Annotated in this window: 19 protein-coding genes; 9 read left to right on the top strand and 10 right to left on the bottom strand. The window is 63.6% G+C overall.

The window, feature by feature from the left end; all coding sequences use genetic code 11:
- Positions 1-71 precede the first annotated feature (71 nt).
- Positions 72-1,709: a phosphoglucomutase (alpha-D-glucose-1,6-bisphosphate-dependent) gene (pgm, locus tag L6D64_RS09585; protein WP_176506709.1), complete on the top strand. Its 1,638-nt coding sequence runs from the start codon at positions 72-74 to the stop codon at positions 1,707-1,709.
- Between the two features lie 36 nt (positions 1,710-1,745).
- On the opposite strand, the gene L6D64_RS09580 is transcribed toward pgm, so the two are convergent.
- A complete protein-coding gene (locus L6D64_RS09580) occupies positions 1,746-2,444 on the bottom strand; it encodes a pirin family protein (protein WP_176506708.1) in 699 nt (232 codons plus the stop codon).
- Between the two features lie 175 nt (positions 2,445-2,619).
- Between L6D64_RS09580 and L6D64_RS09575 the strand changes: the two genes are divergently transcribed.
- The gene (locus tag L6D64_RS09575; protein ID WP_176506707.1) at positions 2,620-5,136 is read left to right on the top strand and encodes a UvrD-helicase domain-containing protein; all 2,517 of its coding nucleotides are present in this window, start codon (positions 2,620-2,622) and stop codon (positions 5,134-5,136) included.
- Here the strand turns inward: L6D64_RS09575 and L6D64_RS09570 are convergent, their stop codons facing one another.
- Positions 5,137-10,017 (bottom strand): NEL-type E3 ubiquitin ligase domain-containing protein, encoded by a 4,881-nt coding sequence (locus L6D64_RS09570; protein WP_371870293.1) that lies wholly within the window; start codon positions 10,015-10,017, stop codon positions 5,137-5,139.
- Between the two features lie 174 nt (positions 10,018-10,191).
- Here L6D64_RS09570 and L6D64_RS09565 point away from each other — a divergent pair, with 174 nt between their 5' ends.
- Positions 10,192-11,118: an alpha/beta fold hydrolase gene (locus L6D64_RS09565; protein ID WP_176506706.1), complete on the top strand. Its 927-nt coding sequence runs from the start codon at positions 10,192-10,194 to the stop codon at positions 11,116-11,118.
- Between the two features lie 237 nt (positions 11,119-11,355).
- Positions 11,356-13,029 (top strand): MFS transporter, encoded by a 1,674-nt coding sequence (locus tag L6D64_RS09560; protein ID WP_176506705.1) that lies wholly within the window; start codon positions 11,356-11,358, stop codon positions 13,027-13,029.
- Between the two features lie 77 nt (positions 13,030-13,106).
- Here L6D64_RS09560 and L6D64_RS09555 read toward each other — a convergent pair whose 3' ends face one another.
- Positions 13,107-13,676: a hypothetical protein gene (locus L6D64_RS09555; protein WP_176506704.1), complete on the bottom strand. Its 570-nt coding sequence runs from the start codon at positions 13,674-13,676 to the stop codon at positions 13,107-13,109.
- A gap of 75 nt (positions 13,677-13,751) precedes the next feature.
- Positions 13,752-14,138, bottom strand: coding sequence for a VOC family protein (locus tag L6D64_RS09550; protein ID WP_176506703.1), 387 nt, complete (start codon positions 14,136-14,138; stop codon positions 13,752-13,754).
- A gap of 169 nt (positions 14,139-14,307) precedes the next feature.
- On the opposite strand from L6D64_RS09550, the gene L6D64_RS09545 reads away from it, so the two are divergent.
- Positions 14,308-14,571 (top strand): hypothetical protein, encoded by a 264-nt coding sequence (locus L6D64_RS09545; RefSeq protein ID WP_176506702.1) that lies wholly within the window; start codon positions 14,308-14,310, stop codon positions 14,569-14,571.
- Positions 14,572-14,689: 118 nt separating this feature from the next.
- Here L6D64_RS09545 and L6D64_RS09540 read toward each other — a convergent pair whose 3' ends face one another.
- The 4 genes from L6D64_RS09540 to L6D64_RS09525 all read right to left on the bottom strand — a co-directional run bounded on the left by L6D64_RS09540 (position 14,690) and on the right by L6D64_RS09525 (position 18,681).
- Entirely contained in the window at positions 14,690-15,688 is a 999-nt protein-coding gene (locus tag L6D64_RS09540) for a transketolase family protein (RefSeq protein ID WP_176506701.1), read from the bottom strand.
- Positions 15,685-16,533: a transketolase gene (locus L6D64_RS09535; protein WP_176506700.1), complete on the bottom strand. Its 849-nt coding sequence runs from the start codon at positions 16,531-16,533 to the stop codon at positions 15,685-15,687. Before L6D64_RS09535 ends, L6D64_RS09540 begins: the two co-directional genes overlap by 4 nt.
- Before the next feature lie 23 nt (positions 16,534-16,556).
- The gene (locus tag L6D64_RS09530; RefSeq protein ID WP_176506699.1) at positions 16,557-17,855 is read right to left on the bottom strand and encodes an MFS transporter; all 1,299 of its coding nucleotides are present in this window, start codon (positions 17,853-17,855) and stop codon (positions 16,557-16,559) included.
- A gap of 76 nt (positions 17,856-17,931) precedes the next feature.
- On the bottom strand, positions 17,932-18,681 hold the full coding sequence (locus L6D64_RS09525; RefSeq protein WP_176506698.1) for an SDR family NAD(P)-dependent oxidoreductase: 750 nt from the start codon (positions 18,679-18,681) through the stop codon (positions 17,932-17,934).
- A gap of 150 nt (positions 18,682-18,831) precedes the next feature.
- Here L6D64_RS09525 and L6D64_RS09520 point away from each other — a divergent pair, with 150 nt between their 5' ends.
- Together L6D64_RS09520 and L6D64_RS09515 are read left to right on the top strand one after the other, a co-directional pair.
- The gene (locus L6D64_RS09520) at positions 18,832-19,752 is read left to right on the top strand and encodes a LysR substrate-binding domain-containing protein (protein WP_176506697.1); all 921 of its coding nucleotides are present in this window, start codon (positions 18,832-18,834) and stop codon (positions 19,750-19,752) included.
- Between the two features lie 140 nt (positions 19,753-19,892).
- The gene (locus L6D64_RS09515; protein ID WP_176506696.1) at positions 19,893-20,798 is read left to right on the top strand and encodes a LysR family transcriptional regulator; all 906 of its coding nucleotides are present in this window, start codon (positions 19,893-19,895) and stop codon (positions 20,796-20,798) included.
- Positions 20,799-20,903: 105 nt separating this feature from the next.
- Here the strand turns inward: L6D64_RS09515 and L6D64_RS09510 are convergent, their stop codons facing one another.
- Both L6D64_RS09510 and L6D64_RS09505 read right to left on the bottom strand, forming a co-directional pair.
- The gene (locus L6D64_RS09510) at positions 20,904-21,320 is read right to left on the bottom strand and encodes a RidA family protein (protein WP_176506695.1); all 417 of its coding nucleotides are present in this window, start codon (positions 21,318-21,320) and stop codon (positions 20,904-20,906) included.
- Positions 21,320-22,636 (bottom strand): flavin-containing monooxygenase, encoded by a 1,317-nt coding sequence (locus L6D64_RS09505; protein WP_176506694.1) that lies wholly within the window; start codon positions 22,634-22,636, stop codon positions 21,320-21,322. Before L6D64_RS09505 ends, L6D64_RS09510 begins: the two co-directional genes overlap by 1 nt.
- A gap of 293 nt (positions 22,637-22,929) precedes the next feature.
- Between L6D64_RS09505 and L6D64_RS09500 the strand changes: the two genes are divergently transcribed.
- Positions 22,930-23,607, top strand: a complete 678-nt coding sequence (locus L6D64_RS09500) for a DUF1028 domain-containing protein (RefSeq protein WP_176506693.1) — start codon at positions 22,930-22,932, stop codon at positions 23,605-23,607.
- On the top strand, positions 23,600-24,760 hold the full coding sequence (gene argE / locus L6D64_RS09495; RefSeq protein ID WP_176506692.1) for an acetylornithine deacetylase: 1,161 nt from the start codon (positions 23,600-23,602) through the stop codon (positions 24,758-24,760). Before L6D64_RS09500 ends, argE begins: the two co-directional genes overlap by 8 nt.
- Positions 24,761-24,796: the final 36 nt, after the last annotated feature.

Here is a 24,796-nt window from a genome sequence, read left to right as displayed (position 1 = left end):
TCGCACGGCACTGCAACTCCCAGTACACTGCGTGTTCCAACACCAACATCCGTTGAACTCGAGGTTTTTGCATGACGCTCAGTCCTTTGGCAGGCAAGCCGGCTCCGGCCAGCGTGCTGGTCGATATTCCCCGCCTGCTCACCGCCTATTACACCGGCCGCCCCGACGCCGCCGTGGCGGCCCAGCGCGTGGCCTTCGGCACTTCGGGGCACCGGGGCAGCTCGTTCGACCTGAGTTTCAACGAGCACCACGTGCTGGCGATCACCCAGGCCATCTGCCTGTACCGCCAGGAAAAGGGCATCGACGGCCCGCTGTTCATCGGCGCCGACACCCACGCGTTGTCCGCGCCAGCCGCAGCCAGTGCACTGGAAGTACTGGCTGCCAATGGCGTGCAGGTGATGCTGTCCAAGGATGACGAATACACCCCGACACCTGCGGTGTCCCATGCCATCCTCTGCTACAACCGGGGCCGCAGCCAGGGCCTGGCCGATGGCATCGTCATCACCCCGTCGCACAACCCGCCACAGAGTGGCGGCTTCAAGTACAACCCGCCCAACGGCGGCCCGGCCGACAGCGACGTGACCAAGTGGATCGAGGCCAGGGCCAACGAACTGCTGGCTGCGAACCTTGCCGGGGTCAAGCGCATGGCCTATGCCCAGGCGCTGCAGGCTGCCACCACCCAGCGCCATGACTACGTGGCCAACTATGTGGCCGACCTGGAAAACGTCATCGATTTCGACGTCATTCGTGGCGCCAACCTGCGCCTGGGCGTCGATCCGCTGGGTGGGGCAGGGGTGCGCTACTGGTCGGCGATCGCCGAGCGCTACCAGCTGAACCTGGAAGTGGTGAACACCGAAGTCGACCCGACCTTCCGCTTCATGAGCGTCGACTGGGACGGGCAGATCCGCATGGATCCGTCCTCGCCTTACGCCATGCAGGGCCTGATTAGTCTGCGTGATCGCTTCGACGTGGCTTTCGCCTGTGACCCGGACCATGACCGCCACGGCATCGTCACCGCCGATGGCCTGTTGCAGCCTAACAACTACCTGGCCGTGGCCATCGACTACCTGTACCGCAACCGCCCGCAATGGCGCAGCGACGCAGCGGTGGGCAAGACCGTGGTGTCCAGCGGCCTGATCGACCGCGTCACCGAGCGCCTGGGCCGTGAGCTGTATGAAGTGCCGGTGGGCTTCAAGTTCTTCGCCCAGGGCCTGTTCGACGGCTCGCTCGGCTTTGGTGGTGAGGAGAGTGCCGGTGCCTCGTTCCTGCGCAAGGACGGCACGGTCTGGGCAACTGACAAGGACGGCCTGATCCCGGCGCTGCTGGCGGCCGAGATGACCGCCCGCACTGGTCGTAACCCGAGCCAGGCCTACAACGACTTGACCGCGGCGCTGGGCAAGCCATACGCCACCCGCGTCGAGGCCAAGGCCGATGCCCGGCAGAAGGCCGCCCTGAGCAAACTGGCACCGCAGCAGGTACAGTCGACCGAACTGGCGGGAGAGCCGATCGTGCAGATCCTCAGCCAGGCGCCGGGCAATGGCCAGGCGATTGGTGGCCTGAAGGTGATGACCGCCAATGGCTGGTTTGCTGCGCGGCCTTCGGGCACGGAAGACATCTACAAGATCTACGCCGAGAGCTTTGTCGACGAGGCGCACCTCAAGCGCCTGGTGGAAGAGGCGCAGGTGCTGGTGGATGCGGCGATTGCCTGATTGACCTGAGTGGGGCCGCGGCGCGGCCCCACACACTCAAGCAACATCGACCAGGACGATCTCGCTGTCCTCGATCGCGGTCACTCGCAACAGGTCTTCCTGCTCGATCGCCACGCCATCCCGGCCCTTGGCACGCAGTCCATTGACTTCCACCAGCCCCTTGGCCGGCACCAGGTAACCCCGGCGCCCGGCATCGAAGCGGTATTCGGCGGTTTCGCCAGCCCGCAATGTCGCAGCCACCAGCCGTGCGTCGGTGCGGATCTGCAGGCTGTCTTCATCACCGGCTCGGCCGCTGGCCAGGGTCACGAAGCCTTCGCCGCGCTCACCTTTAGGGAACGGGCGGGTCCCCCACGACGGTGCATCGCCAACTTTCTCCGGCACGATCCAGATCTGGAAGATGCGGGTGTCGACCTCTTCGAGGTTGTACTCGCTGTGCACGATGCCGCTACCCGCACTCATCACCTGCACGTCGCCAGCTTCGGTGCGGCCTTTGTTGCCGAGGCTGTCCTGGTGGGTAATGGCGCCTTCACGCACGTAGGTGATGATTTCCATGTCGCGGTGCGGGTGTGGTGGGAAGCCGCTGCCGGCGGCGATCAGGTCATCGTTCCACACCCGCAGGTTGCCCCAGTGCATGCGCGCCGGGTCATAGTATTCGGCGAACGAGAAGTGGTGGTGAGCGTCGAGCCAGCCGTGGTTGGCGTGGCCGAGGCCTTCGAACGGTCGCAGTTGCAGCATGGTCGTGCTCCTTGAGTCAGTGGAATGAAACCATGATGCGCCAAATAAACATCGAAAATAAGCGTAAATATCGGCTGATAACAATCATTTTATTAGATTGATTATGACGATGTGGATTATGCGATTCATCGCCTAATACACTGATCTGCAAGCATTCGCTGGCGATTTTCGGCAGATGCGGCGAACATGGCCTGCTGATTTGATTTTCAACGGAGTGACCGTGGCCCACGAGCAAACCCAGGCCCCCGCCGAACTGACCCCGCCCGCCCAATTACCCTGGTTGCGCCGCCTGGCGGCCCGCCTGCTGGGCCGGGGCTTGACCTGCCTGCAGGCCCAACATCGCGACTCCTGGTTCCTGGGCCACGCCACCGGCCAGCGCAGCGGCCATGCCGATGGCCTGCGCGAAGGGTTCGAGCGCGGGCGAGCGGAAGGCTTCGAGGCCGGGCGCCAGGTGCTGGTGATCCGCGACGCCCGCCCGGATACCGCCGCCGTGCCTGGGCAGGACGACAATCTGTTCGACGATTGGCGTCTGCCTTTGAGCGCCGAGCTGAAAAAGCGCTTCAAGGCCGACGTTGCCCAGCGCCTGCCCGCCGAGGCCCAACCCAGTGTTGCGCAGTGGAAGCTGATCTTCAGCGACACACCGTCCACCTGTGTGGTGGCCGGCGCCGGGGCAGGCAAGTCGACCTCGCTGGTGCTGCGCATTCTGCTGTTGCGTCACTACCTGGGCTACGAGCTGGACGCGATGACCGTGGTCACCTTCACCCGCGAGTCGCGCAAGGACTTCATCAAGCGCCTGGTGCAGGTGTTCGCCCTGTGGCAGCTTGACCTGCAACCGGCCAAGGCGCGCGAGCTGGTGCGCACGTTCCATTCTCGGATCCTGCCACTGGTGCGCAGCTTGCCGGGTTTCGGCCAGGTGCGCGCGTTCGAGACCCTGGGCAACGAGATGCCGGCCGGCCGCGAAGCAGAGGCCGACAGCAACCCGTTCGACCTGCGCCTGAACGATGCCCAGCGGCAACAGTTGAACCAGTGCTATAGCCAGTTGCTGGGTGAAAGCCCGCGCTTCGCCGAAATTGTCGCCACCTTGCGCCGCGAGGCCCTCCAACTCAAGCCGCTGGACCCGGACCACCCGGACGTGCAAAAGCGGGTGCAGGTTACCCAGCTGGCCGCCCAGCGTGACGAAGAACTGTGCGACGTGATCGAAGACCTGTGGTTCGCTGCTGGCGCCTGGCCGATCAAGGGGATCGAGCCGTGCCGCGAAACGGTCGAGATCCGTGGCAGCCGCTTCCATGTGCATGGCCGCCTGGAAGGCCTCGATGCCTGGGTGGTGCTGGGCTTCGACCCCGCGGAAAGTGCCCAGTACCAACGCCCCGGCGCCAAGCTGGCGGTACGTGCCGAGTGGGCGGTCAAGCGCACCCTGCTGCAGGCGTTCTGCGACAAGCCGCTGATCTGGCTGGACAACTACGCCATGGCCCGGCGCCTGGCCGCATCGCTGGCTGGTGATGCCGTGGCCGGGCCGGGATTCGAGTACAAGATCAAGGGCGAGCTGGCCCCGGCACCGTTGCTCGACGCCTTTGTCGGTGCCGCCAACTTCATCGAGAACCTTGGCCTTGAGGTGAACCCGGCCGTTGCAGCCATGAGCTTCCCGCCCGGCGATACCGACGCGCTGTTCTTCGAGGCGTTGGCGCTGTACTGGAAAGCCCTGGAAGCGCACTTGCTCGACCAGTCGCCACCGGTGATGAGCTACAACCGCATGTTCGCCCTGTTCGGCGAGAACAACCCGGAGAACCTGCAGTTGCTGCCCGACCCGCTACTGCGGCCACTGGCGCACCTGATGATCGACGAGTTCCAGGACGTTTCGCCGCAGATCGTCAGCTGGCTGCGCGCCAGTCTCGCGGAAATCCGCCGTCGCGGCCCAGCCATGCACACCGGGCGTAATGCTCAGCATGCCTCGCTGATGTGCGTGGGGGATGACTGGCAGTCGATCTACGGCTGGCGTGGCAGTTCACCAAAGTACTTCATGGAGTTCACCAAGGCCTTCCCGTCGCCCGCCAACACCCGGGTGATGCTGGTCGACAACTACCGCTGCCAGCAGCAGGTGATTGATGCCGCTGAGCATCTGGTCAGGGGTACGCCGGCGATTGCTGGCAAGAAGGCCCGCGCCAGTGGGCCGGCGGCCGAGCTGCCGGGTGCCCCGGTGCGGGTCTTCGACCGTGATGAGGCGGCGCTGGGTGAGACGCTGATCGAGCATTACCAGCGCGGCGAGTCGGTGATGATGCTGTACCGCAAGGGCAGCGACAAAGCGCTGATGAGTGAGCACCTGCAAAGCGTCCTGCAGGCTGAAGCCCAGCTGCCGGCCGAGCAACGGCGCCTGCGTCAGCTGACCTACCACAGCGCCAAAGGCCTGCAGGCCGATGCGGTGTTCATGCTCGGCGATTGCCACTACCTGACCAGCTCGCCGTACAAGAACCAAGTGTACCGCCAGGCTGGCCTGGGCAAAGCGGGTGATGCGCAGCCATTCGACACGGCGCAGAAGGAAGAGGTGCAGCGCCTGGCCTATGTGGCTGTGACCCGCGCGGTGCGACACTGTTATTGGCACGTTGAGGCTGCCAACGGCGAGGCTGGCTCGATGCCGCGCGCATCGAGCCAGGTGGATGGCCGGCAGGCCTTCTTCGAAGACCTGCGCGGCCAGTGATCACCCGTCCAGGGTTTCCACCTGCCGGGTAAGGCTCAGCAAGAGACCGTCCTCAACCTTTTTCTGTTCGCGCGTCAACGCGTCCATGGCATCCTTGAAAGCCTTCTGCTCTAGCGGCACGCGGCGTAGCGTGCCGCGTTCGTCCAAAGGCGAGTCCGGCATGGCTTCTCTCAGCACCTGGGTTATGCCGCTGTCAAGCCGGGGAACCGGTTCGTATTGTTCATCCAGGCAATGAAACAGATAGTCGACGCCGGGCCGCCAGAAATCGGTTATGGCTTCGAACTGGCTGGCATATCTGGCTTTCAGATAGTCAACCCAGACCGGTTGCCCGGCCATCCATTGTTGCCGGGCATGAGTATCGGCATCGAGCTTCAGCACGGCAGCGCCTACGTTGTCGATTATCGTCTGGTTGATCCGTGCAGTACTTCGAAAGAGCATGCCGCTGCTGGGCTCGGGAAAATCGAGATGCTCGGCCAAGGACTGACGCAGGGCCAGGCGGACTTCTATGTCGTCGACCAGGCCGGTTTCCAGGTCCACGTCGGGAAAGGCTGCAGGGTAATCCAACACATCGTAGGCTGGCAGCTCATCGTCCATGACATTTTCCTGCAGCGCCTGTTTGCGCAGATTGCGCTTGAGGCTGATGCGATCAGCCAGTTGGTTGACCATTTCCCGGCGATACAACTGGCGATACAAGTCTACAAGCGGTTTGGCGCTGCCCTGTGCCTGGGCAGCTGCCCGATTGGCCAGCAATTCGACCTCCAAAGCGCTGAAGGCCTCGGCGCCAGCATCCCCACAGGTGGGAGGGTAGAGTTTCGCCACTTCCGTCAGGCGCTCTCGCAGCGCTGTGTCTTCGCTGGCTTGCTCCAGCAATGACCATACTCGCGTGCGCAGGCCCTGGGGATCGCTTTGTGCCTCCTTCGAGTCAGTCATGCGTTCGATCACGCCCTGCAGGTCACCGTTTTCATTCTGGTCGAACAGGTCGGCCCATAGCTGATCCTGTCGCATGGATGCCTGGTCGCGCCAGAACCCCTGCCACTCAGGCCTCTCGGGCGGGTGCTCGAAGGCATTTACACCGCTGGCACGCAAACGCCTTGATGATTCCGCCTCGATATTGTTGTAGTTGAACATCCAGTTGCGTTCAGGCAACCGGGCGGCGACATCGCGTGCATACGGGGTGCGGAGTAGGGTGGTGAGGTCCTGGATATGGTGGATGCGGTTGAACGACAGATCCAGATAACGCAGCTGATACTGTGGTTGGCTCATCAAGGTGGTGAGGCCGTTGGGCCATGCCAGCAACTCGCTGTTGTTCAAGTCCAGATGGCGGAGTCGAGCCATGAAACTGACGTCGGGTGCATGTTGCAAAGGGTTGAAGTCCAGGTCCAGCTGTTGCGGGTGGACCATATCCTGGAACCTTGCAGCGAGGCCTTCATCGAGTGTGATGCGGTTGCTGCCCAGCCTCAGGACATCCAGAGGCAGCTTGCAGAGGAATGCCAGTGTGCCTTCATCAAGCGTCAGCCGGTTACGGCGCAGGTTCAACTGGCGCAGGTCGGGCATCGCGGACAGCACCTGCTGTGCCGTGGGTGAAAGGACTTGCAGGGCATTGCTGGTCAGGTCCAGCGTGCGCAACCTGGGCACTGATCGAAGAGCCAGGTACAGCGCCTCTGCATTGATCTGCGGGTTGCCGGTCACTTCCAGTACCTGCAGGTTGGGGAAGCAGGACAGGAACTGTTCATTCAGATCGTGCAGTTCCAGTTCGGTCAGTTTCAGTTCCCGGATGTGGGGCATGCGGGCGCTGATTGCGGGTAGATCGGGTAAGCGCATGCGTGCCAGCACGAGCGTCTGCTGATTGCTGCCACCTTCCCGACGCCAGGCTCTTTTCAGTTGCTCGGCACATTGCTGTCGATCGAGACGATCGTCCAGGCCTTGCGCACTCCCGATCCATTCGTTCAGGTCATGTTCGAGGTTGTGCAGCTCTTTCTGCAATTCCTTGATCGCGGAGCCGAGGTCGCCGGTCCCGCTCAACTCGGCCTGCAAGGCCGCAATCTCGTCACTGTCCAATGTCGGGAAGAGTGAGCGCAGCCGCCGAGCAGCAACGCCCGCACCACGGCTGGCCGCGCCGCGACCGCTGAGCGGGTAGCCGATGCGACCATGGGCCAGGCGCATCGGTGTGCGAAAACCGGGCTTGATCGGTTGTTGGCCAAGCAGCTTGGCACAGCCTGGGCGGTCGGCAAGCGCGATATCCAGCACCTGGGCTTCGCTCGCTTGCGGGTGGGCAGTTTGCAGGGCGTGGCGCAGCAGCTGGCTGTCCGCATTGGCCAGGCTGGGCCGGTACAGGCCCAGCAAGGCGCGGTCAAGGCGGGCGCGGGCTTGCAGGTGGCGGGCTTCTTCTGCCACGCGCAAGGGCACGCGGCCACTCGCCATGCGTTGCCGTTCGCTGCTGCCGGCATGGGCAACCAGCTCTTTCAATGCGCTGTCGGGCAAGCCGGGAAACTGCCGGCCGAGCGTCTGTTCCGCGGCGCCGGGAGGCGTTTGTTGGCTCTTGAGCATGCTGTCGAAGACGTCGCTGCGGCGCTCCGTCAAACGCTTCGCCAATTGCTCGTCCAGGGCGCGTGCGCGTTGTTCCGGGGCACTGCCTGGCAGCAATTGTTGCAAGGCTTGCTCGTCCATCTGCTCGACGACGACGGTGCTCAGGTTGCCTGAGTCGAGGTCTTCCCGGCCGATCTCGATGGATAACGCCTCGGGTGCGTCATCAGCACCGAAGTAGATGGCATCCCCCCACTTTTCAGGCCCCGTGAACACTTTCAATCGGTAATGCGCTGGCCACCCCGGCATGCTGGTCAGTTCCGGCAGCGCGAAATTCTTGTAGGCCGCCAGTGGCAGGCCGTGGCGCACCCGGGTGATGATGCTCTGAGTTTCGTTATCCAGACGCAGGCGCAGCAAGGTATCGGCCAGCAACGCTGGCGGGCGAGCGCCATTGATCTGGCTGTGGCGCAGGCTGTCTGCATCGCCACCGGCAATGCGCAGGGCCGTGAGTTGTTCCGCGGGTTCAAGGCCGTCGCTGAACTGGCCAAGCCCGTTCAACAGCTTGCTGTCGTCCCATTCGAGCGGGTCGTCATGATCCAGCTGCCAACGTTTGTCACCCAGATAGCGCAATGCCGGGCTATAGGCATCGGGGTTTTGAGGATGGCGGACACGCCATTTACCGTCGGTGCCTTTGAACACTTCGTACAGCTGCCCCTCAAGCAGTACATGGTCTTTGCCACCGATGACGTAGAGCCCCAGGTCGTTGGGCTGTGCGTCTGCAGGCAGCAGTTCGCTGCTGGCATAAGGGCGCATGTCAGGCTGCCAAAGGCTTTGACGGCCATCTTTCCAGACGCTTTTCAGTGCATCGACAAACCCCGACGCCTTGAGCAGTTTTGTACCGACTGCAAAGCCCCCGATCGTGGCTGCGTTGATGGCCAGCGATTCCAGTTGCAACAATGCCTCATGGGTATCGCCGTTCTCCCAGGCCTCAAAGCCGGTGAACACCGAGTCCATGATGTCGTAGGCGAACACGCCGAGCATGACGACATCCAGGCCTGGCACGAAGAACGCAGCCACATTGAGCACGGTCATGCCGACATCAAACCACTGTGCAAGCCGTGCCTTGCGTGCCTTGGCGTCGGCCTCGGCAGTGGGCACCGCAATCGCTCGCGCATCAGCCATCAGGCGTCGCGTGTGGTTGCGGTACAGCACCGGCCAGATGGGCAAGGCCAGCCTGGCGGAGTCGAACGGCACGTGGGGATTCACAGCGGGCTTGCGCTCGGAAGGGGGGCCTTCGAAGAGGGCGGTTTCCATCTTTTCGGTGAGTTTGGCTTGATTGTCCTGGTCAGCGGATGCGATCAGTTGGTGGCGGAACGTGGTTTGCAGCAAGCGTTGCCGTAAATGCGCGCCAGCCTTCTGCAACGAGGGGAATTCCCTGAGAGGTTGCTCCTGATCCTGGGGAATGTAGAGCATGCAAGGGTTGGCCTGGTCGGTACGATCCGGGCCAATCAGCAAGACGTCATTCAGCGGGATGCCGAACAGGCTGAGGCGCCAGCAGTGAAGCCTGTCGCCGGCATAGTGCGGTGTAGGGTGGTTATCGCATAACTGGGTCAGCGCATCGCGCCCCTTGTGCGTCAAAAGGCCTTTGAGGTGGGCAATCATTGCCTGGGTTTTCAGCGCCTGCCGGCTTGCTTCAATCCATCGCTGTTCGATCTCTGCTTGCCAGGGCCCCTTGTAAATGGCTTGCAGGTGATCTTGATAGCGCTGGCCCAGGTCCAGCGCTCGGCATTGATCGATGAACATCTGTGGCGTGAGGCCGCGGGGCATTGTGTTGTTGCCAGGGCCTTGGGTCAGGGTGTCGTAGGGGCCTGCTTCCTCAGACGCCGCAAAATTATGCAGCGCGGCTTCCATCAGGGAGCGTGGTTGCGGCGGCCCGTCGGGTTTGGTGATGAAGGGTTGGGGCTGGTCCAGTGAAATCTCCAGGCCGGGCGGGTTTGTTTGCTCAGTGAACACCTTGTAGGGCTGGTGGATGTATTGGGCCTGGTCCACCTCGACATCCAGGCCCAATTGCTGGCTCAGCAACGGCTTGCAGAACTCATGGATCTGCTTGAAGCCCCGGAGCGCGCCGTGCAACGCCTTGAACTGCGTATCGCGATCGCCGATGAGTTGCCGCACATGCGCCTGGTCGTCCTTGCTGGCAGCAGCGTACCAGCTGTACGGCGTGCCATTTTCATCCAGGTAGTCCTTGCGCAGGGCCTGCACGATGCGGCGAGTATGCTCAGGATGCAGCGTGCGCGCCCAGAGGGGCAGGCTGCGGTCAATCTGGGCTTGATGGTAGGGCGTGGGTGGGGTCGTCATGGTGATGGCACTCCTGTTGAAAGAAGCGTCATTCGGCAGCCTGCGCGGCAGCAGAGGGTGGTAGTTAGATGGGTGCACGGGTCGGTCCTGTGCATGCAAGGGTCGGGGAGAGGCCAGCGCGGGCGGGGGGACTGAGGGAAGGTGGGGAACGGCATGTTGTCAGGGAGAACTCCAATGCATTCGCTGTGCAGTCCCAAGGATCATTTGCTGGACCTCGATGGTATTGAAATTGCGGTACGCACCTGGGGGCCAGAAGACGGCATCCCGGTGCTGGCCTTGCATGGCTGGCTGGACAATGCGGCCTCGTTCGAGCGCCTGGGACCATTGCTGGAAGGTTGCTTCGTGGTGGCCCCCGACCTGGTCGGCCATGGCCGTTCCGATCACCGCCGCCACGACAGTGGCTATTACCTCTGGGAGCATGCCGAGGACATGCTGGCGGTCACCGACAGCCTGGGCCTGTCCCGGTTTCACGTGATTGCCCATGGCATGGGCACCGGCATCGCCTCGCTGCTGGCGGCCATGACCAGTGGCATCGCCAGCATGATCTTCCTCGATGGCATCGGCGCGCCGTTCACCGTGGCCGAGGATGATCGTGTACAGCACCTGGCCCGCGCGTATCGGCTGAAGAAGATGGTCCAGCGCAGCCAGTTGCAAGGGTTTGGCGAGCCCCATGGCAGCCGGTTCGACAACCTGGAAACAGCGCTCGAACAACGGCGCAAGCGCCTGGACGGCGCACTGAGTGAGGATGCTGCGCGCCTGCTGGCCCTGCGCGACCTGCTGCAATTGCCCGACGGTTACTGTTGGCGCCACGACCCTCGGCTGGTGCTGCCCGAGCCGATGCCGCTGACCGAACGCGAGGCGTGTCACCTGTTGCAGGAAATCCGCTGCCCGTTGTACCTGATGTTCGGCAGGCAGGGTGCATTCAGCGGCCACGGTTTCGAACAGCGCCAGGCGGCTTTGCCAGGCCATGCCAAGGTGTCCTGGCACCCCGGTGGGCACCATTTCCATCTCGAGGCGCCGGACCGGGCGCTGGTCGACCAGGTTCTACGCATCCTCGCCCGCCATGAGGGGGGGCTGCTACAGCGCCTGGTGAACGAATAACGGGCTATGGGACTTCGTGGCGGCGCAAGTGCAGCGGTTTCTGGGGCGAGGGTATCTGGCGATGCTGGCAAGTGGATATTGCCGCAAAGCCGATTATGCTTCAGTTACCTTGCTGCGATCCGAGGCGGCTGACCTCGTCGTGCTTCGCGCAACCATTGTAGCCCTTGGGCCTGGGTGCGACGGTTAAAGGGAAGTGAGGTACTCCGGCCTGCGATAACGACAAGACGGAGGCAACCCATGGCGGTTCTCGACAGCGCTTCCACGGGCAGTAGCGCGCCCCAACGGGGCATCACCAAGGAGGAGCGCAAGGTCATCTTCGCCTCCTCGCTGGGCACCGTGTTCGAATGGTACGACTTCTACCTGTACGGCTCGCTGGCAGCGATCATCGCCAAGCACTTCTTCGCCGGCGTCAATGAAACAACCTCGTTCATCTTTGCCTTGCTGGCCTTTGCCGCGGGTTTTGCCGTGCGGCCGTTTGGCGCCATCGTGTTCGGCCGCCTGGGCGACATGATCGGGCGCAAGTACACCTTTCTCATCACCATCGTCATCATGGGCCTGTCTACCGCAGTGGTGGGGCTGCTGCCCAGCTATGCGGCGATTGGCGTGGCGGCTCCGGTCATCCTGATCACCTTGCGCCTGCTTCAAGGGTTGGCGCTGGGAGGCGAGTATGGTGGTGCAGCCACCTATGTGGCCGAGCATGCGCCCAAAGGCCGGCGTGGCTTCTTCACGGCGTGGATCCAGACCACCGCCACGCTGGGCTTATTCCTGTCGTTGCTGGTGATCCTGGCCTGCCGCACCGTCATGGGCACCGAAGTGTTCGAGGCCTGGGGCTGGCGAGTGCCGTTCCTGCTGTCGATCGTGCTGCTGGCGATTTCGGTGTATATCCGCATGCAGCTCAACGAGTCGCCGGTGTTCATGAAGATGAAGGCCGAGGGCAAGGCGTCCAAGGCGCCGCTGACCGAGTCGTTCGCCCGCTGGGACAACCTCAGGGTGGTGATCATGTCGCTGTTGGGCGGCACGGCCGGGCAGGCGGTGGTGTGGTACACCGGGCAGTTCTATGCGCTGTTCTTCCTGCTGCAGATGCTCAAGATCGACCCGCAGACCGCCAACCTGCTGATTGCCGGGTCCTTGCTGATCGGCACGCCGTTCTTCATTTTCTTCGGCAGCCTGTCGGACCGCATCGGCCGCAAGAAGATCGTCATGGCCGGCTGCATCATCGCTGCGCTGACCTACTTCCCGATCTTCAAGGCGCTGACCGAGTACGGCAACCCGGACGTGTTCGTCGCCCAGGAGCAGAACCCGGTGGTGGTGGTCGCCGACCCTGGCCAGTGCGCGTTCCAGTTCGACCCGGTGGGCAAGGCCAAATTCACCAGCTCGTGTGACATTGCCAAGAGCCTCCTGGCCAAGCGCGCGATCCCCTACACCAACCAGGCAGCCGAACCTGGCAGCGTGGCGCAGGTTCGTATCGGTGAGCGGGTGATTCCGAGCTTCGATGGCAGCAGCTTGGCGGCTGCCGACTTCAAGACCCAGGGCGATGCCTTCAACGCGACCATGGCCGGGGCCTTGAAGGAGGCGGGTTACCCGGAAAAGGCCGACCCGGCGAAGATCCATTACCCGATGGTGCTGCTGCTGCTGACCCTGCTGGTGATCTACGTGACCATGGTCTACGGGCCGATCGCCGCCTGGCTGGTTGAATTGTTCCCGGCGCGCATCCGCTACACCTCGATGTCGCTGCCATACCACATCGGTAACGGCTGGTTCGGTGGTTTCCTGCCGACAGTGGCGTTCGCCATGGTGGCGGCGACCGGGGACATCTACTACGGGCTGTGGTACCCCATCGTGATTGCGGTGATGACGGCGGTGTTGGGGATCTTGTTCCTGCCAGAGACCAAGGATCGGGATATCTCATAGGCAGGTCCGGCCTCTTCGCGGCTGAAGCCGCTCCCACAGGTGCAGTGCAGGGCCTGTGGGGGCGGTAAAGGTACCCATCAATCGAAATAGCCACGCAGGGTGAAGGCATACCCGGTATCCACCGCCTTGGCCTCACCCCGGCTCCAGCGTTTGGTCAACACGAACTCGAACGCCGGTTCGTACAATCCGTCCCTGATCAGCGCCCCCGCCAGCACCTCGACGTCATACCAGCCGTTTTCCAGCTCGATCATCGGCCGCCCCGGCACCTGATAACGGGCCAGCAGGTCACCCAGCGTCTTCGGGGTGAAGTGTTGCAGGATGCGCCAGGTGTACAGCATCAGCGCACGGTTCTCCACGTGCAGCACATAGCCGTTGCGCCGATGCTTGAGACGGCTGCCGGGTTCGAGCAGGGCGGGTGGATAACCATCGAGGGTGAACAGGATGTGATAGGGCAGGTTGTCGACGCCTGCCAGGGGTATCACCACGCCTTCGGCCACGGCTTTGTCGCCACTGTCGTTGCTGGTGAATTCACGGGCCAGGTCATCGGACAGGTGATTTTCTTCTTTGAAACGATCGAGCAGCTGGATATCGCCCAGCAGGAAATAGTCGACCAGGTCGTTGAGCACTTCGCTGAATTCGTGGCGCATCTGTTTTCCTTGTTGTGGCGCACGGGACACAGCTGCAATGTAGCCAATGGCAGCCTTGGCTGCCATGGGCGCCGCTCAGTGTTTTTGAGCGATCTGAATCAGGTTGCCGCAGGTATCGTCGAACACCGCGACAGTGACCGGGCCCAGGTTGGTGGGCGCCTGGATGAACTTCACGCCAGCTTTGCACAATCGGGTGTACTCGGCCTGGATGTCGCGCACGCCGAAGGAGGTGGCCGCAATGCCGTCCTGTTTCAGCGCTTGCTTGTAGGCCTTGGCGGCAGGATGCGCATCGGGCTCCAGCAGTAGCTCGACACCATTCGGGTCGTTGGGTGAAGTCAGCGTCAGCCAGCGATGCTGGCCCATGGGGATGTCGTGCTTGGGCTCGAAGCCCAGTACGTAGTGGTAGAAAGCCAGGGCCTTGGCCTGGTCGTCGACGAGGATGCTGGTGACAACGATCTTCATAGGCGTACACCGTACCTGCGGGTCGTTACCTAGCAGTAAAGACGGCTCTGGCTCAATTCACCAGCGAGGCCTGGCCCGGCTCCTTTACCTTGCTGCATTTCCAGATGGGGGCACAGGTTGCTCGGCGATAGCCTTGGCGAGCAACCTTATTCAGCAAGGAGTGATGCACATGAAGTTCAGGGCCATGGTTGTACTTCTGCTCGCTGCGGGCCTCGCGCAAGCACAACAGCAGTTGAATACCAGTGACGGCGGCAGCCAGATCGACGATTTGAAAACATTCCAGGCGGATGCCGTCGATGGCAGGGATGCTGACGCGATGGAAAAACTATCCCGAAAGAAACGCGGCGTTGCCCCGGTAGTCGGAATGCCGTGCGAGCACGGGCACAAGTTGATTGGCGATGATTGTGTAGTCGCCGGCATCTCCTTCGAATGACGACGATCGAAAATAGGGTTATGGGCCTCGGCACGTTGGTGTGCAGTTCTGCGACTACGGCAGTATGTTGACTGAAATGTCCTAGTCACCGGGAAGCCGGCGACTGGGACTTTGCTGCTTACAGCCAGCCCTTGATCTGCCGCGCCACCGCCTCGGTGGAGATGCCATAACGGTCATGCAAGGTCGGCAACGCCCCGGCATCGAGAAACGCGTCCGGCAGGGCGATCTGGCGGAAGGTCGGGGTCACGCCATTGCGCAGCAGCACGCCAGCCACCGCTTCACCCAGCCCGCCGATGATCGAGTGGTTCTCCGCCGTCACCACCAGCCGCCCCGGCTTGCGGGCCTCGGCCAGGATTGTCGCTTCGTCCAGCGGCTTGATGGTCGGCACATGCAGCACCGACACATCCACGCCATCCTTGTGCAGCTGTTCGGCGGCCTCCAGAGCGCGCATGGTCATCAGCCCGCTGGCAATCACCAGCACGTCACGGCCACCGCGCACCACCTGGGCCTTGCCCAGCTGGAAGCGGTAGTCGTAGCGGTCCAGCACCAAGGGCACGTTGCCGCGCAGCAGGCGCATGTACACCGGGCCCTGATGGGCGGCGATGGCCGGTACCGCCTGTTCGATCTCCAGGGCGTCGCAAGGGTCGATCACCATCAGGTTGGGCATGGCGCGCATGATCGCCAGGTCGTCGGTGGCCTGGTGGCTGGGGCCATAACCAGTGGTCAGGCCGGGCAGTGCGCAGACGATCTTGACGTTGAGGTTTTCTTCGGCAATGGCCATGCAGATGAAGTCGTAGGCGCGCCGCGAGGCAAACACCGCATAGGTGGTGGCGAACGGGGTGAAGCCTTCGCGGGCCATACCGGCTGCGGCGCTCATCAGCAGCTGTTCGGCCATGCCCATCTGGTAGAAGCGCTGCGGGTGGGCTTTGGCGAATATATGCAGGTCAGTGTATTTGGACAGGTCGGCGCTCAGCCCGACGATGTCCTGGCGCTGCTCGGCCAGCCTGGCGAGGGCATGGCCGAACGGCGCAGGGCGAGTCGGTTGGCCTTCGGCGGCAATCGAGGCGATCATCGCCGAGGTGGTCAGGCGTTTTGCTGCTACGGTCGGGTTGTTCATGCGCGGCTCCCGGCGTCCAGTGCTTGCAGGGCGAGGTCCCATTCGTGTTCGTCGACACGGATGAAGTGAGTCTTGTCGCGGTTTTCGAGGAAGGGCACGCCTTTGCCCATGCGCGTGTCGCAGACGATCACCCGCGGTTGCGCGCCGGTATGGGCGCGGGCCAGGTCGAACGCCTTGACCAGGGCGTCGAGGTCATTGCCGTCGACCCGTTGCACGAACCAACCGAAGGCCTGCCAGCGGTCGACGATGGGTTCGAAGGCGAGGATTTCACTGGAATGGCCGTCGGCCTGCTGGTTGTTGACGTCGATGATGGCGATCAGGTTGTCCAGCTGCCAGTGGCTGGCTGACATCGCCGCTTCCCAGGTCGAGCCTTCGTTCAGCTCGCCATCGGACAGCAGGTTATAGACCCAGCTGGTCGAACCCTTGCGCTTGAGGCCCAGGCAGGCGCCGACGGCAATGCCCAGGCCGTGGCCAAGCGAGCCGCCGGTGATTTCCATGCCGGGGGTATAGGCGGCCATGCCGGACATCGGCAGGCGGCTGTCGTCGCATCCATAGCTTTCCAGTTCATCCTCGGCGATTACCCCGGCTTCGATCAGCGCGGCGTACAGGGCGATGGCGTAGTGGCCGATGGACAGGTAGAAACGGTCGCGCTGTTCCCACTCGGGGTTGGCCGGGTCCAGGCGCAGGGCGTGGCAGTAGGCCACGGCCAGCAAGTCGGCGGCCCCAAGGGCTTGGCCGATATAGCCCTGGCCCTGGACCTGGCCCATGCGCAGGGCGTTACGGCGGATGTTGTAGGCGCGCGCAGCCAGAGGCCGCGCACCCGGGGTAGCGGGTACGGCATTCATGGGGTAGCTCCTTACGTGGGAAATTAACGGTTGACCAGGCTCGCCGGCACGCGGAACACCATTGCTGCACCGACGATCAGCACGGCGGTGATCAGGTACATGCCGATGGCGTTGTTACCCAGGGTGCTGGTGACCCAGCCGATCAGGAAGGGTGAGCAGAACCCGGCCAGGTTGGCGAAGCTGTTGACGGCGGCGATACCGGCGGCGGCCGACACCCCCCCAAGCAGCGTGGTCGGCAGCATCCAGAACAGCGACGAGGCCGAGAGGATGCCGGACGCCGCCAGGCACAGGCTGAGGATCGACAGGCTCAGGTGGCTGGCGAACACTGCCGCCAGGGTCAGGCCCAGGGCCCCGGCCAGCATCGGGATCGCCAGGTGCCAGCGCCGCTCGCGGTAGCGGTCACCGCTGCGCCCGGCCAGCAGCATGGCACCGATGGCGCAGAGGTAGGGCAGGCTGGTCAGCAAGCCGATGTGCAGCGGGTCGGCGACGCCGGCATTGCGCACCAGGGTCGGCAACCAGAAGGTGATCGCGTACTGGCCCATGACCACGCAGAAGTAGATGCCGGCCAGCAGCCACAGGCGGCGGTCGCCGATGAAGTCGGCCACCGAGCCATGCTGCACCTTGTGCTGCTCGTCCTCGGCCAGCTCCTTGCGCAGCAGGGCCTTTTCCTCGTCGTTGAGCCAGTGCGCCTGGTGCACGCCATCCTTGAGGTAACTGAGCACCAGGATGCCTACCAGCACGGTCGGCACCGCCTCGAGCACGAACATCCACTGCCAGCCGGCCCAGCCGTGCACGCCGGCGAAACGCTCCATGATCCAGCCCGACAGTGGCCCGCCGACCATGCCCGAGAGCGGGATGGCGATGAACCACAGGGCGGTCATCTTCGCCCGCCGGTACGACGGGAACCAGTAGGTCAGGTACAGCAGCAGGCCGGGTGCCAGCCCTGCTTCGGCGACGCCGAGGAAGAAGCGCAGCACATAGAACTGCCAGGCTGTCTCGACGAAGGCGAACAGCGCCGAAATCAGGCCCCAGGTGATCATGATGCGGGCGATCCAGCGCCGTGCGCCGACCTTGTGCAGGATGATGTTGCTCGGCACTTCGCAGAGGAAGTAGCCGATGAAGAACATCCCGGCGCCCAGGCCGTAGACCGCTTCGGACAGGGCCAGGTCATCCATCATCTGCAACTTGGCGAAGCCGACGTTGACCCGGTCGAGATAGGCGCACAGGTAGCACAGCATGAGAAAGGGCATCAGCCGCCAGGCCGTCTTGCGATAGGCATTGCTGCGCGCGGCTGTGGCCGCGTCGAGGGTTAGGGTGGTCATGTCGATCTGATCTCTTGTTGTTATCGATTGCCCTGCCGTGGCGGGGCTCAGATGCGATACAGAGTGCGTGGGGGCGTCAGTGAATCAGCATGCCCCCGTTGACGTCCAGCGTGATGCCGGTGAGATAGCTGGAAAGGTCGCTGGCCAGGAACAGGGCGGCGTTGGCCACGTCGCGGGCCTCGCCCAAGCGGCCCAGGGGGATGCCGTCGATGATGGCGTGGCGGCGCTCGTCCTGCATCAGGCCGCCGGTGATGTCGGTATGGATCAGGCCGGGCGTGATGGCGTTGACCCGCACATTGTCCGGCCCCAGTTCGCGGGCCATGGCCTTGCCCAGACCCAGCACGGCGGCCTTTGCGGCGCTGTAGTGCGGGCCGCCGAAGATGCCGCCGCCACGCTGCGCCGACACTGACGACATGCAGACGATACTGCCTGAGCGCTGGGCACGCATGGACGGGATCACGGCCTGGGACATCAGCAGCGTGCCGCGCAAATTTACGTCGAGGATGCGGTCATAGTCCTTGCCGGTGATGTCCAGGGTTTTCACCGGTTGGGTGATACCCGCGTTGTTGACCAGCACATCGATGCGACCGAAATGCGCCAGGACCTCGGCCACCGCATCACGCACCTGGGCTTCGTCGGCGACGTTGGCGGCCAGGCCCAGGTGGCCATCGCCCAGCTGCGCGGCGGCGTCGCGGGCGGCTTGCAGGTCGAGGTCGAGGATGGCCACCTTGGCCCCGTGAGCGGCAAAGGCCTGGGCGGTGGCGCGGCCGATACCGCGGGCAGAGGCGGCGCCGGTGACGATTGCGATTTTACCTTCGAGCAGCATGGGTGTACTCCGGATGTTTGTTGTTGTGGGCACAGCTTGGTATCCGGACGAGGGCTGGGCAACGCAGTGCGCTTCAGCCTATGCTGAAAAAAATTCAGCACAGGGCAGGGGCGTGATCACGTTCGAGGCCCGTGACACCCAAGGAATACGATGAATCACGATCCGGGCAAGAAGCCCTTGCAACTGCCGCCGCTGAAAGCAATTCAGGCCTTCGAACAGGCCGCACGGTTTGGTAACGTCGCGCGCGCCGCTGAGCAGCTCAACTTGACCCCTTCGGCGGTCAGCCACCAGATCGCCAACCTGGAGGCACTGATCGGTCGGCCGTTGTTCCTGCGCACGGCCAAGGGGGTGACCTTGACGGCGGCGGGGGATCAGTACCTGCGCGAGGTTTCCGGCATCTTGCAAAGCCTGGCCACCGCCACCGAGCGGGCCGGTAGCGCGGTCGGCTTCGACTGCCTGCGCCTGCATTCGGCGCCGAGCTTCGGCCTGCTCTGGCTGTTGCCGCGGCTGGAGCAGTTTCGCGCCAGCCACCCGGATATCCAGATCAACCTGTCGTGCTCCTATGAATCGCTGCACTTTGGCCGCCACCAGATCGACGTCGATATCCGCCATGGCTACCCCAACTGGCCAAGCCTGGAGGTACGCACCATCCGCCATGAGCGCGCCACGGTGCTGGCGTCGCCGGCGCTGCTGGCACGCCAGCCGATCGACCAGCCAGCCGACTTGTTGGGGCAGAACCTGATCCTCTCCGAGTCGGCGCTGGTGCAATGGCCGTTGTGGTTCGCCCAGCAGGGCGTATCGCTGCCACAGGCACCGTTTGCCTTGAGCTTTGACCGCTCGTACATGAGCCTGGAGGCAGCCAGCCATGGCTACGGGTTCATTCTGGAAAGTTCGCTGCTGGCGCAGGACTATGTGGCGCGTGGGCAACTGGTACCGGTGTTCGGCGCCGAGCAGGCAAGCCCGGTCAGTGCCCATCACCTGGTGTTTCCGCGGGGGCATGCCGAGCTGCCGCGGGTGAGGCGGTTTCTGGCATGGATGCAGGGGCAGTTGGGGCATGATTTCAGTTATTGATTGCCCGCACCGGCAACATACGAAAACTATGTTCAAGCCTTAGGCAAATCCTTCATCACCGGCAGCCCGCTGAATCAGGCCACAAGGTAAAGTGACAGGAAAATTCCAAGGCGCCCGCGAACGGCGCCACCGAGGTGCCTGTGGCTTCCTACACCCTGCGACAACTGAAGTATTTCGTCACCACCGTCGAGGCCGGCAGCGTTGCCGAGGCCTCGCGCCAGCTGTACATCGCCCAGCCATCGATCTCTACGGCGATCAAGAGCCTGGAAGAGAGCTTCGGTGTGCAGCTGTTCATCCGCCACCACGCCCAGGGCGTGTCGCTGACCCCCAGTGGCAAGCGCTTCTACGCCAAGACCAAGTCATTGCTGCAGATGGCCCATGAGTTCGAGCAGAACGCCCTGGCCGACAACGACACGGTGGCCGGGCAGATCGACATCGGCTGCTTTGAAACCGTAGCGCCACTGTACCTGCCGCGGTTGATCGCCGGCTTCCGCGAACGCTATCCGGGCGTGGACATTCGCTTGCGCGATGGCGAGCAGCAGGACCTGATCCAGGGCCTGACTGCCGGCACCTTCGATCTCGCCTTTCTTTACGACCACGACCTGGACGGCACCATCGAGGCCGAACCATTAATGCCGCCGCAGAAGCCTTACGTGCTGCTGCCCGAGAAGCACCGCTTCGCCGGCCAGGCGCAGGTTTCGCTGCGTGATCTGTGCCCGGAGCCGATGATCTTGCTGGACGTGGCGCCAAGCCGGACCTACTTCGTCAGCCTGTTCAATGAAATGGGCCTGACGCCGAACATCGTCTTCAGTTCGCCGTCGATCGAGATGGTGCGCGGGATGGTGGGGCAGGGCTTCGGCTTTTCGCTGCTGGTGACCCGGCCGCATTCGGAATGCACCTACGACGGGCAGAAGCTGGTGATGATCGACATCGCCGAGCCGGTGGCGTTGTCGGGGCTGGCGGCTGCGCACCTGAAGCGGGTGCAACTGACCAAGCCCGCGCAGTTGTTCGTCGAGTTCTGCCGCGAAGAACTGGCCAGGTTCTGAAAAAGCGTCGCGGGTAAACCCGCTCCCACAGGTTCAGCGCAGGCCCTGTAGGAGCGGGTTTACCCGCGAAAGGGGCGCAGCGCGCGCCCAGCTATCTCAAACGGATCACTGCTGATCCGGCACCACTGCAATCACGTCGATTTCCATCAGCCACTCGGCTTGGGCCAAGCCGGCCACCACCAGCCCGGTGGAGATCGGGTACACACCCTTGAGCCACTTGCCGACTTCCCTGTACACCGGCTCACGGAAGCGGGGGTCAGTGATGTAGGTGGTGGTCTTGACGATGTGCGAGAGGTCGGAGCCGGCTTCTTCGAGCAGCTGCTTGACGTTCTTCATCGCCTGCTCGGCCTGTGCTCGCGGGTCACCCAGGCCCACCAGTCTGCCTTCGAAATCGGTACCGACCTGGCCGCGCACATAGATCGTGTTACCGGCCCGCACCGCCTGGCACAGGTCGTTGTCCAGGGTCTGGTTGGGGTAGGTTTCCTTGGTGTTGAACATGCGGATGCGAGTATGGGTAGGCATCAGTGGGCTCCAAAGGTGCTGACGTTGCTGATCGGGTTTGCTTGTTCATCCGCTTTGCGCTGCTCGCGGTCGCGGTAGGCCAGGTAGGTGCGCTGCGTGGCGATGTGGCCGGCGACGTGCTTGGCGTCATGCCACACGCCCCAGATGAACGACGAGCCGCGGCGCGACAGCCAGGGCAGGCCGAGGAAGTACACACCCGGCTCGCGGGCTACGCCACGCTGGTGCTGGGGCTTGCCATTGGCGTCGAAGGTGTCGACCTGCAACCAGCTGAAGTCGACGCCGTAGCCGGTGGCCCAGATGATGCTGGTGACGCCGGCCTGGGCCAGGTCCAGTTGCTGCAGCGGGTTGACCATGCAGTCGGGGTCGGCCAGGCGCTTGCGCGCTTCGGGTTCTTCCGGCAGGTCCAGGCCGTTGCGCTCGATGTAGGCATCGGCGGCATCCAGCAGGGCCAGGTAGTTCTCGTCGCCGCGGTTGATGTTGTCGACCAGGTTGTCCTGGAAGTGGGCCACGCCGTTTTCGAACGACTGGGTCAGGCCGACCAGGGTCATGCCCTGGTGAGCGAGGGCGCGGAAGTCCACGGTGTGGCCGCCACGGGCGCCGCTGACGGCGATGGTCACATGCTCGCGGCCCGGCTTGGCGATTTCCGCGTCCCATTCGCCGAGCACGCCCAGCCACCAGCAGAAGTCGCGGTTGCGGTAGGATCGCGGCGGGCGGTCGTGGGCACCGACCGACAGGTACACCTGGCGCCCGGCACGCATCAGCTCTTCGGCAATCTGCACGCCGGAGGAACCAGCGCCCACCACCAGCACGGCGCCGTCAGGCAGCTGCTCGGGGTTGTAGTAGGCGGCGGAGTGGATCTGGTGCAGGTTGGCATCTTTCGGCGCGATCGCCGGGATCACCGGTTTCTGGAATGGGCCAGTGGCAGCCACCACGCGGTTGGCGCGGATCACGCCTTCGTTGGTCTCGATGGTGAAGCCAGGGCGGTCGGCGTTGCGTACCACCTTCTTGACTTCGATGCCGGTGCGTACCGGCAGGTTGTACTTGCGTACGTACTGCTCGAAGTAGTCGGCGACCTGGTCCTTGCCGGCGAATGCATCGGCATCGAGGCTGAATTCCAGCCCAGGGAAGCGGTCGTGCCAGACCGGGCCGTTGGCTACCAGGGAATCCCAGCGGCCGGTGCGCCAGGCCTCGGCAATGCGCTTGCGCTCCAGCACCAGGTGCGGCACGCCAAGCTTGCTCAAGTGTTCACTCATGGCCACGCCGGCCTGGCCGGCGCCCACCACGAGGGTGTCGATTTCGATGTTGTTCAGTGTCATGTCCGAGCCCTTGTTCAGGCGGTTTTTGTCAGGTCGGTTTGGAGGACCGCCGTTGCCTGGGGCCAGACTATGGATGCCTGGAAAATCGCGAAAATAGTATTTAGCTGGGGCTTGCCGATAAAACGGCGAAGGCCGCGTCTTGCCTGGGCTCGGCCAGGGTTCTGCGGGCTTTCCGGGCGCTGTGGGTCGGCCTTAGTTTTTTCCTGTTCAAGGCACAGGAAAATGTTGGTTTCGTGGCCCTGAAGGTTCCGCCCAGAATGCCGGGCATCGCACAGAACAACAGGAGCTCCACCATGACTTTCTCCATCATCGGTCGCTGCCAGGAAACCGGCCAGGTCGGTATCGCCATCAGTTCGTCGAGCATCGCCGTGGGCGCCCGCTGCCCATGGGTACGGGCAGGCGTCGGTGCCGTGTCCACCCAGAACATCACCTTGCCGGCCCTCGGCCCGCAAATCCTCGATGCCCTGGAGCAGGGCCAGTTGCCGCCTGCCGCCGCACTGGACCGAGTACTGAGCGCCAATGGCTGGAGCGAGTATCGCCAGGTCACGGTGATCGACAGCCAGGGCCAGGTGGCACTGTTCACCGGCAAGGAAGCGTTGGGCGTGCATCACGCTGTGGCCGGTGAACAGTGCGCGGCCGCTGGCAACCTGCTGTCTTCGCGCCAGGTGATCGACGCCATGGTGCAGGCCTTCGAACAGGCAGGCGGGCATCTGGCCGACCGCCTGTTGGCAGCCATGCATGCGGCGATGGCGGCGGGCGGTGAAGCCGGCCCGGTGCATTCGGCGGCGCTGAAGATTGCCGGTGAATTGACCTGGCCGCTGGTGGACCTGCGTGTGGACTGGGCCGATGAGGACCCGATCGGCGTGCTCGACGGCCTGTGGCAGGCGTACCGCCCGCAGATGCAGGACTACGTCACCCGCGCCCTCGACCCGACCGCCGCCCCCAGCTACGGGGTGCCGGGCGATGAGTGAAGTCAGCAGCCGCGCCTTGCTGGAAAGGCTGATCGGCTTTGCCACGGTCAGCCGCGACTCCAACCTTGAGCTGATCGCTTTCATCCGCGACTACCTGGCCGGGCTGGGGGTGGAGTGCGAGCTGTTCCACAACCCGGAAGGCACCAAGGCCAACCTGTTCGCCACGATCGGCCCCAAGGACGTCGGCGGAGTGGTATTGTCCGGGCACACCGACGTGGTGCCGGTGGACGGCCAGGCCTGGACGCTGCCGGCCTTCAACCTCACCGAACGTGACGGGCGCCTGTACGGTCGTGGCACCGCTGACATGAAAGGCTTCATCGCCTCGGTGCTGGCTGCCGTGCCAGCGTTCCTGGCGCAACCGCTGCGCATGCCGGTGCACCTGGCGTTTTCCTATGACGAGGAAGTCGGTTGCCTGGGCGTGCGCTCCATGCTTGCTGCACTGGAACAGCGCCCGCACAAACCGCGCTTGTGCCTGATCGGCGAGCCTACCGAGCTGAAGCCGGTGCTGGGCCACAAGGGCAAGCTGGCGATGCGCTGTGAAGTGCATGGCGCGGCGTGTCACTCAGCGTATGCACCTTACGGGGTGAACGCCATCGAGTACGCTGCGAAGCTGATCGGCAAGCTGGGCGAAATCGGTGATGCCCTGGCGCTGCCGGCGCATCACGACAAACGCTTCGACCCGCCGTTCTCCACGGTGCAGACGGGGCTGATCAAAGGGGGCAGGGCGCTGAACATCGTGCCGCAGGAGTGTGCGTTCGATTTCGAGGTGCGCGCGCTGCCGGGCTTTGAAGCGCAGGCAGTGGCCGACCAACTGCAGACCTACGCCGAGGCCGAGTTGCTGCCACGCATGCGCAAGGTCAATGCGGCCAGTGCGATTCGCCTGCAACCGTTGAGTGCGTATCCAGGGCTGGCCACGCCCGCCGACAGCGAGGCCGCGCGATTGGTGGCATTGCTCAGTGGTTCGGAGGATTTTGGCACTGTTGCGTTCGGCACCGAAGGTGGCCTGTTTGACCAGGCCGGGATACCGACTGTGGTTTGCGGGCCTGGCAGCATGGACCAGGGGCACAAGCCGGATGAGTTCGTCAGCGTCGAGCAGATGCAAGGTTGTGATGCGATGCTGCTGAGGCTGGTGGATTACCTCAAGCAGGAGTGACGGTGCTGGCTTCTTCGCGGGCACGCCCGCTCCCAC

The organism is Pseudomonas urethralis (genome assembly GCF_021602465.1).
Classification (GTDB): domain Bacteria; phylum Pseudomonadota; class Gammaproteobacteria; order Pseudomonadales; family Pseudomonadaceae; genus Aquipseudomonas; species Aquipseudomonas vlassakiae.
This window is presented reverse-complemented; position numbering and strand designations above follow the sequence as displayed.

Coding starts and splice junctions, on each gene's coding strand:
- pgm (WP_176506709.1), top strand. CDS start 72: ATGACGCTCAGTCCTTTGGCAGGCAAGCCGGCTCCGGCCAGCGTGCTG.
- L6D64_RS09580 (WP_176506708.1), bottom strand. CDS start 2,444: ATGCTGCAACTGCGACCGTTCGAAGGCCTCGGCCACGCCAACCACGGC.
- L6D64_RS09575 (WP_176506707.1), top strand. CDS start 2,620: ATGCGGCGAACATGGCCTGCTGATTTGATTTTCAACGGAGTGACCGTG.
- L6D64_RS09570 (WP_371870293.1), bottom strand. CDS start 10,017: ATGACGACCCCACCCACGCCCTACCATCAAGCCCAGATTGACCGCAGC.
- L6D64_RS09565 (WP_176506706.1), top strand. CDS start 10,192: ATGCATTCGCTGTGCAGTCCCAAGGATCATTTGCTGGACCTCGATGGT.
- L6D64_RS09560 (WP_176506705.1), top strand. CDS start 11,356: ATGGCGGTTCTCGACAGCGCTTCCACGGGCAGTAGCGCGCCCCAACGG.
- L6D64_RS09555 (WP_176506704.1), bottom strand. CDS start 13,676: ATGCGCCACGAATTCAGCGAAGTGCTCAACGACCTGGTCGACTATTTC.
- L6D64_RS09550 (WP_176506703.1), bottom strand. CDS start 14,138: ATGAAGATCGTTGTCACCAGCATCCTCGTCGACGACCAGGCCAAGGCC.
- L6D64_RS09545 (WP_176506702.1), top strand. CDS start 14,308: ATGAAGTTCAGGGCCATGGTTGTACTTCTGCTCGCTGCGGGCCTCGCG.
- L6D64_RS09540 (WP_176506701.1), bottom strand. CDS start 15,688: ATGAACAACCCGACCGTAGCAGCAAAACGCCTGACCACCTCGGCGATG.
- L6D64_RS09535 (WP_176506700.1), bottom strand. CDS start 16,533: ATGAATGCCGTACCCGCTACCCCGGGTGCGCGGCCTCTGGCTGCGCGC.
- L6D64_RS09530 (WP_176506699.1), bottom strand. CDS start 17,855: ATGACCACCCTAACCCTCGACGCGGCCACAGCCGCGCGCAGCAATGCC.
- L6D64_RS09525 (WP_176506698.1), bottom strand. CDS start 18,681: ATGCTGCTCGAAGGTAAAATCGCAATCGTCACCGGCGCCGCCTCTGCC.
- L6D64_RS09520 (WP_176506697.1), top strand. CDS start 18,832: ATGAATCACGATCCGGGCAAGAAGCCCTTGCAACTGCCGCCGCTGAAA.
- L6D64_RS09510 (WP_176506695.1), bottom strand. CDS start 21,320: ATGCCTACCCATACTCGCATCCGCATGTTCAACACCAAGGAAACCTAC.
- L6D64_RS09505 (WP_176506694.1), bottom strand. CDS start 22,636: ATGACACTGAACAACATCGAAATCGACACCCTCGTGGTGGGCGCCGGC.
- L6D64_RS09500 (WP_176506693.1), top strand. CDS start 22,930: ATGACTTTCTCCATCATCGGTCGCTGCCAGGAAACCGGCCAGGTCGGT.
- argE (WP_176506692.1), top strand. CDS start 23,600: ATGAGTGAAGTCAGCAGCCGCGCCTTGCTGGAAAGGCTGATCGGCTTT.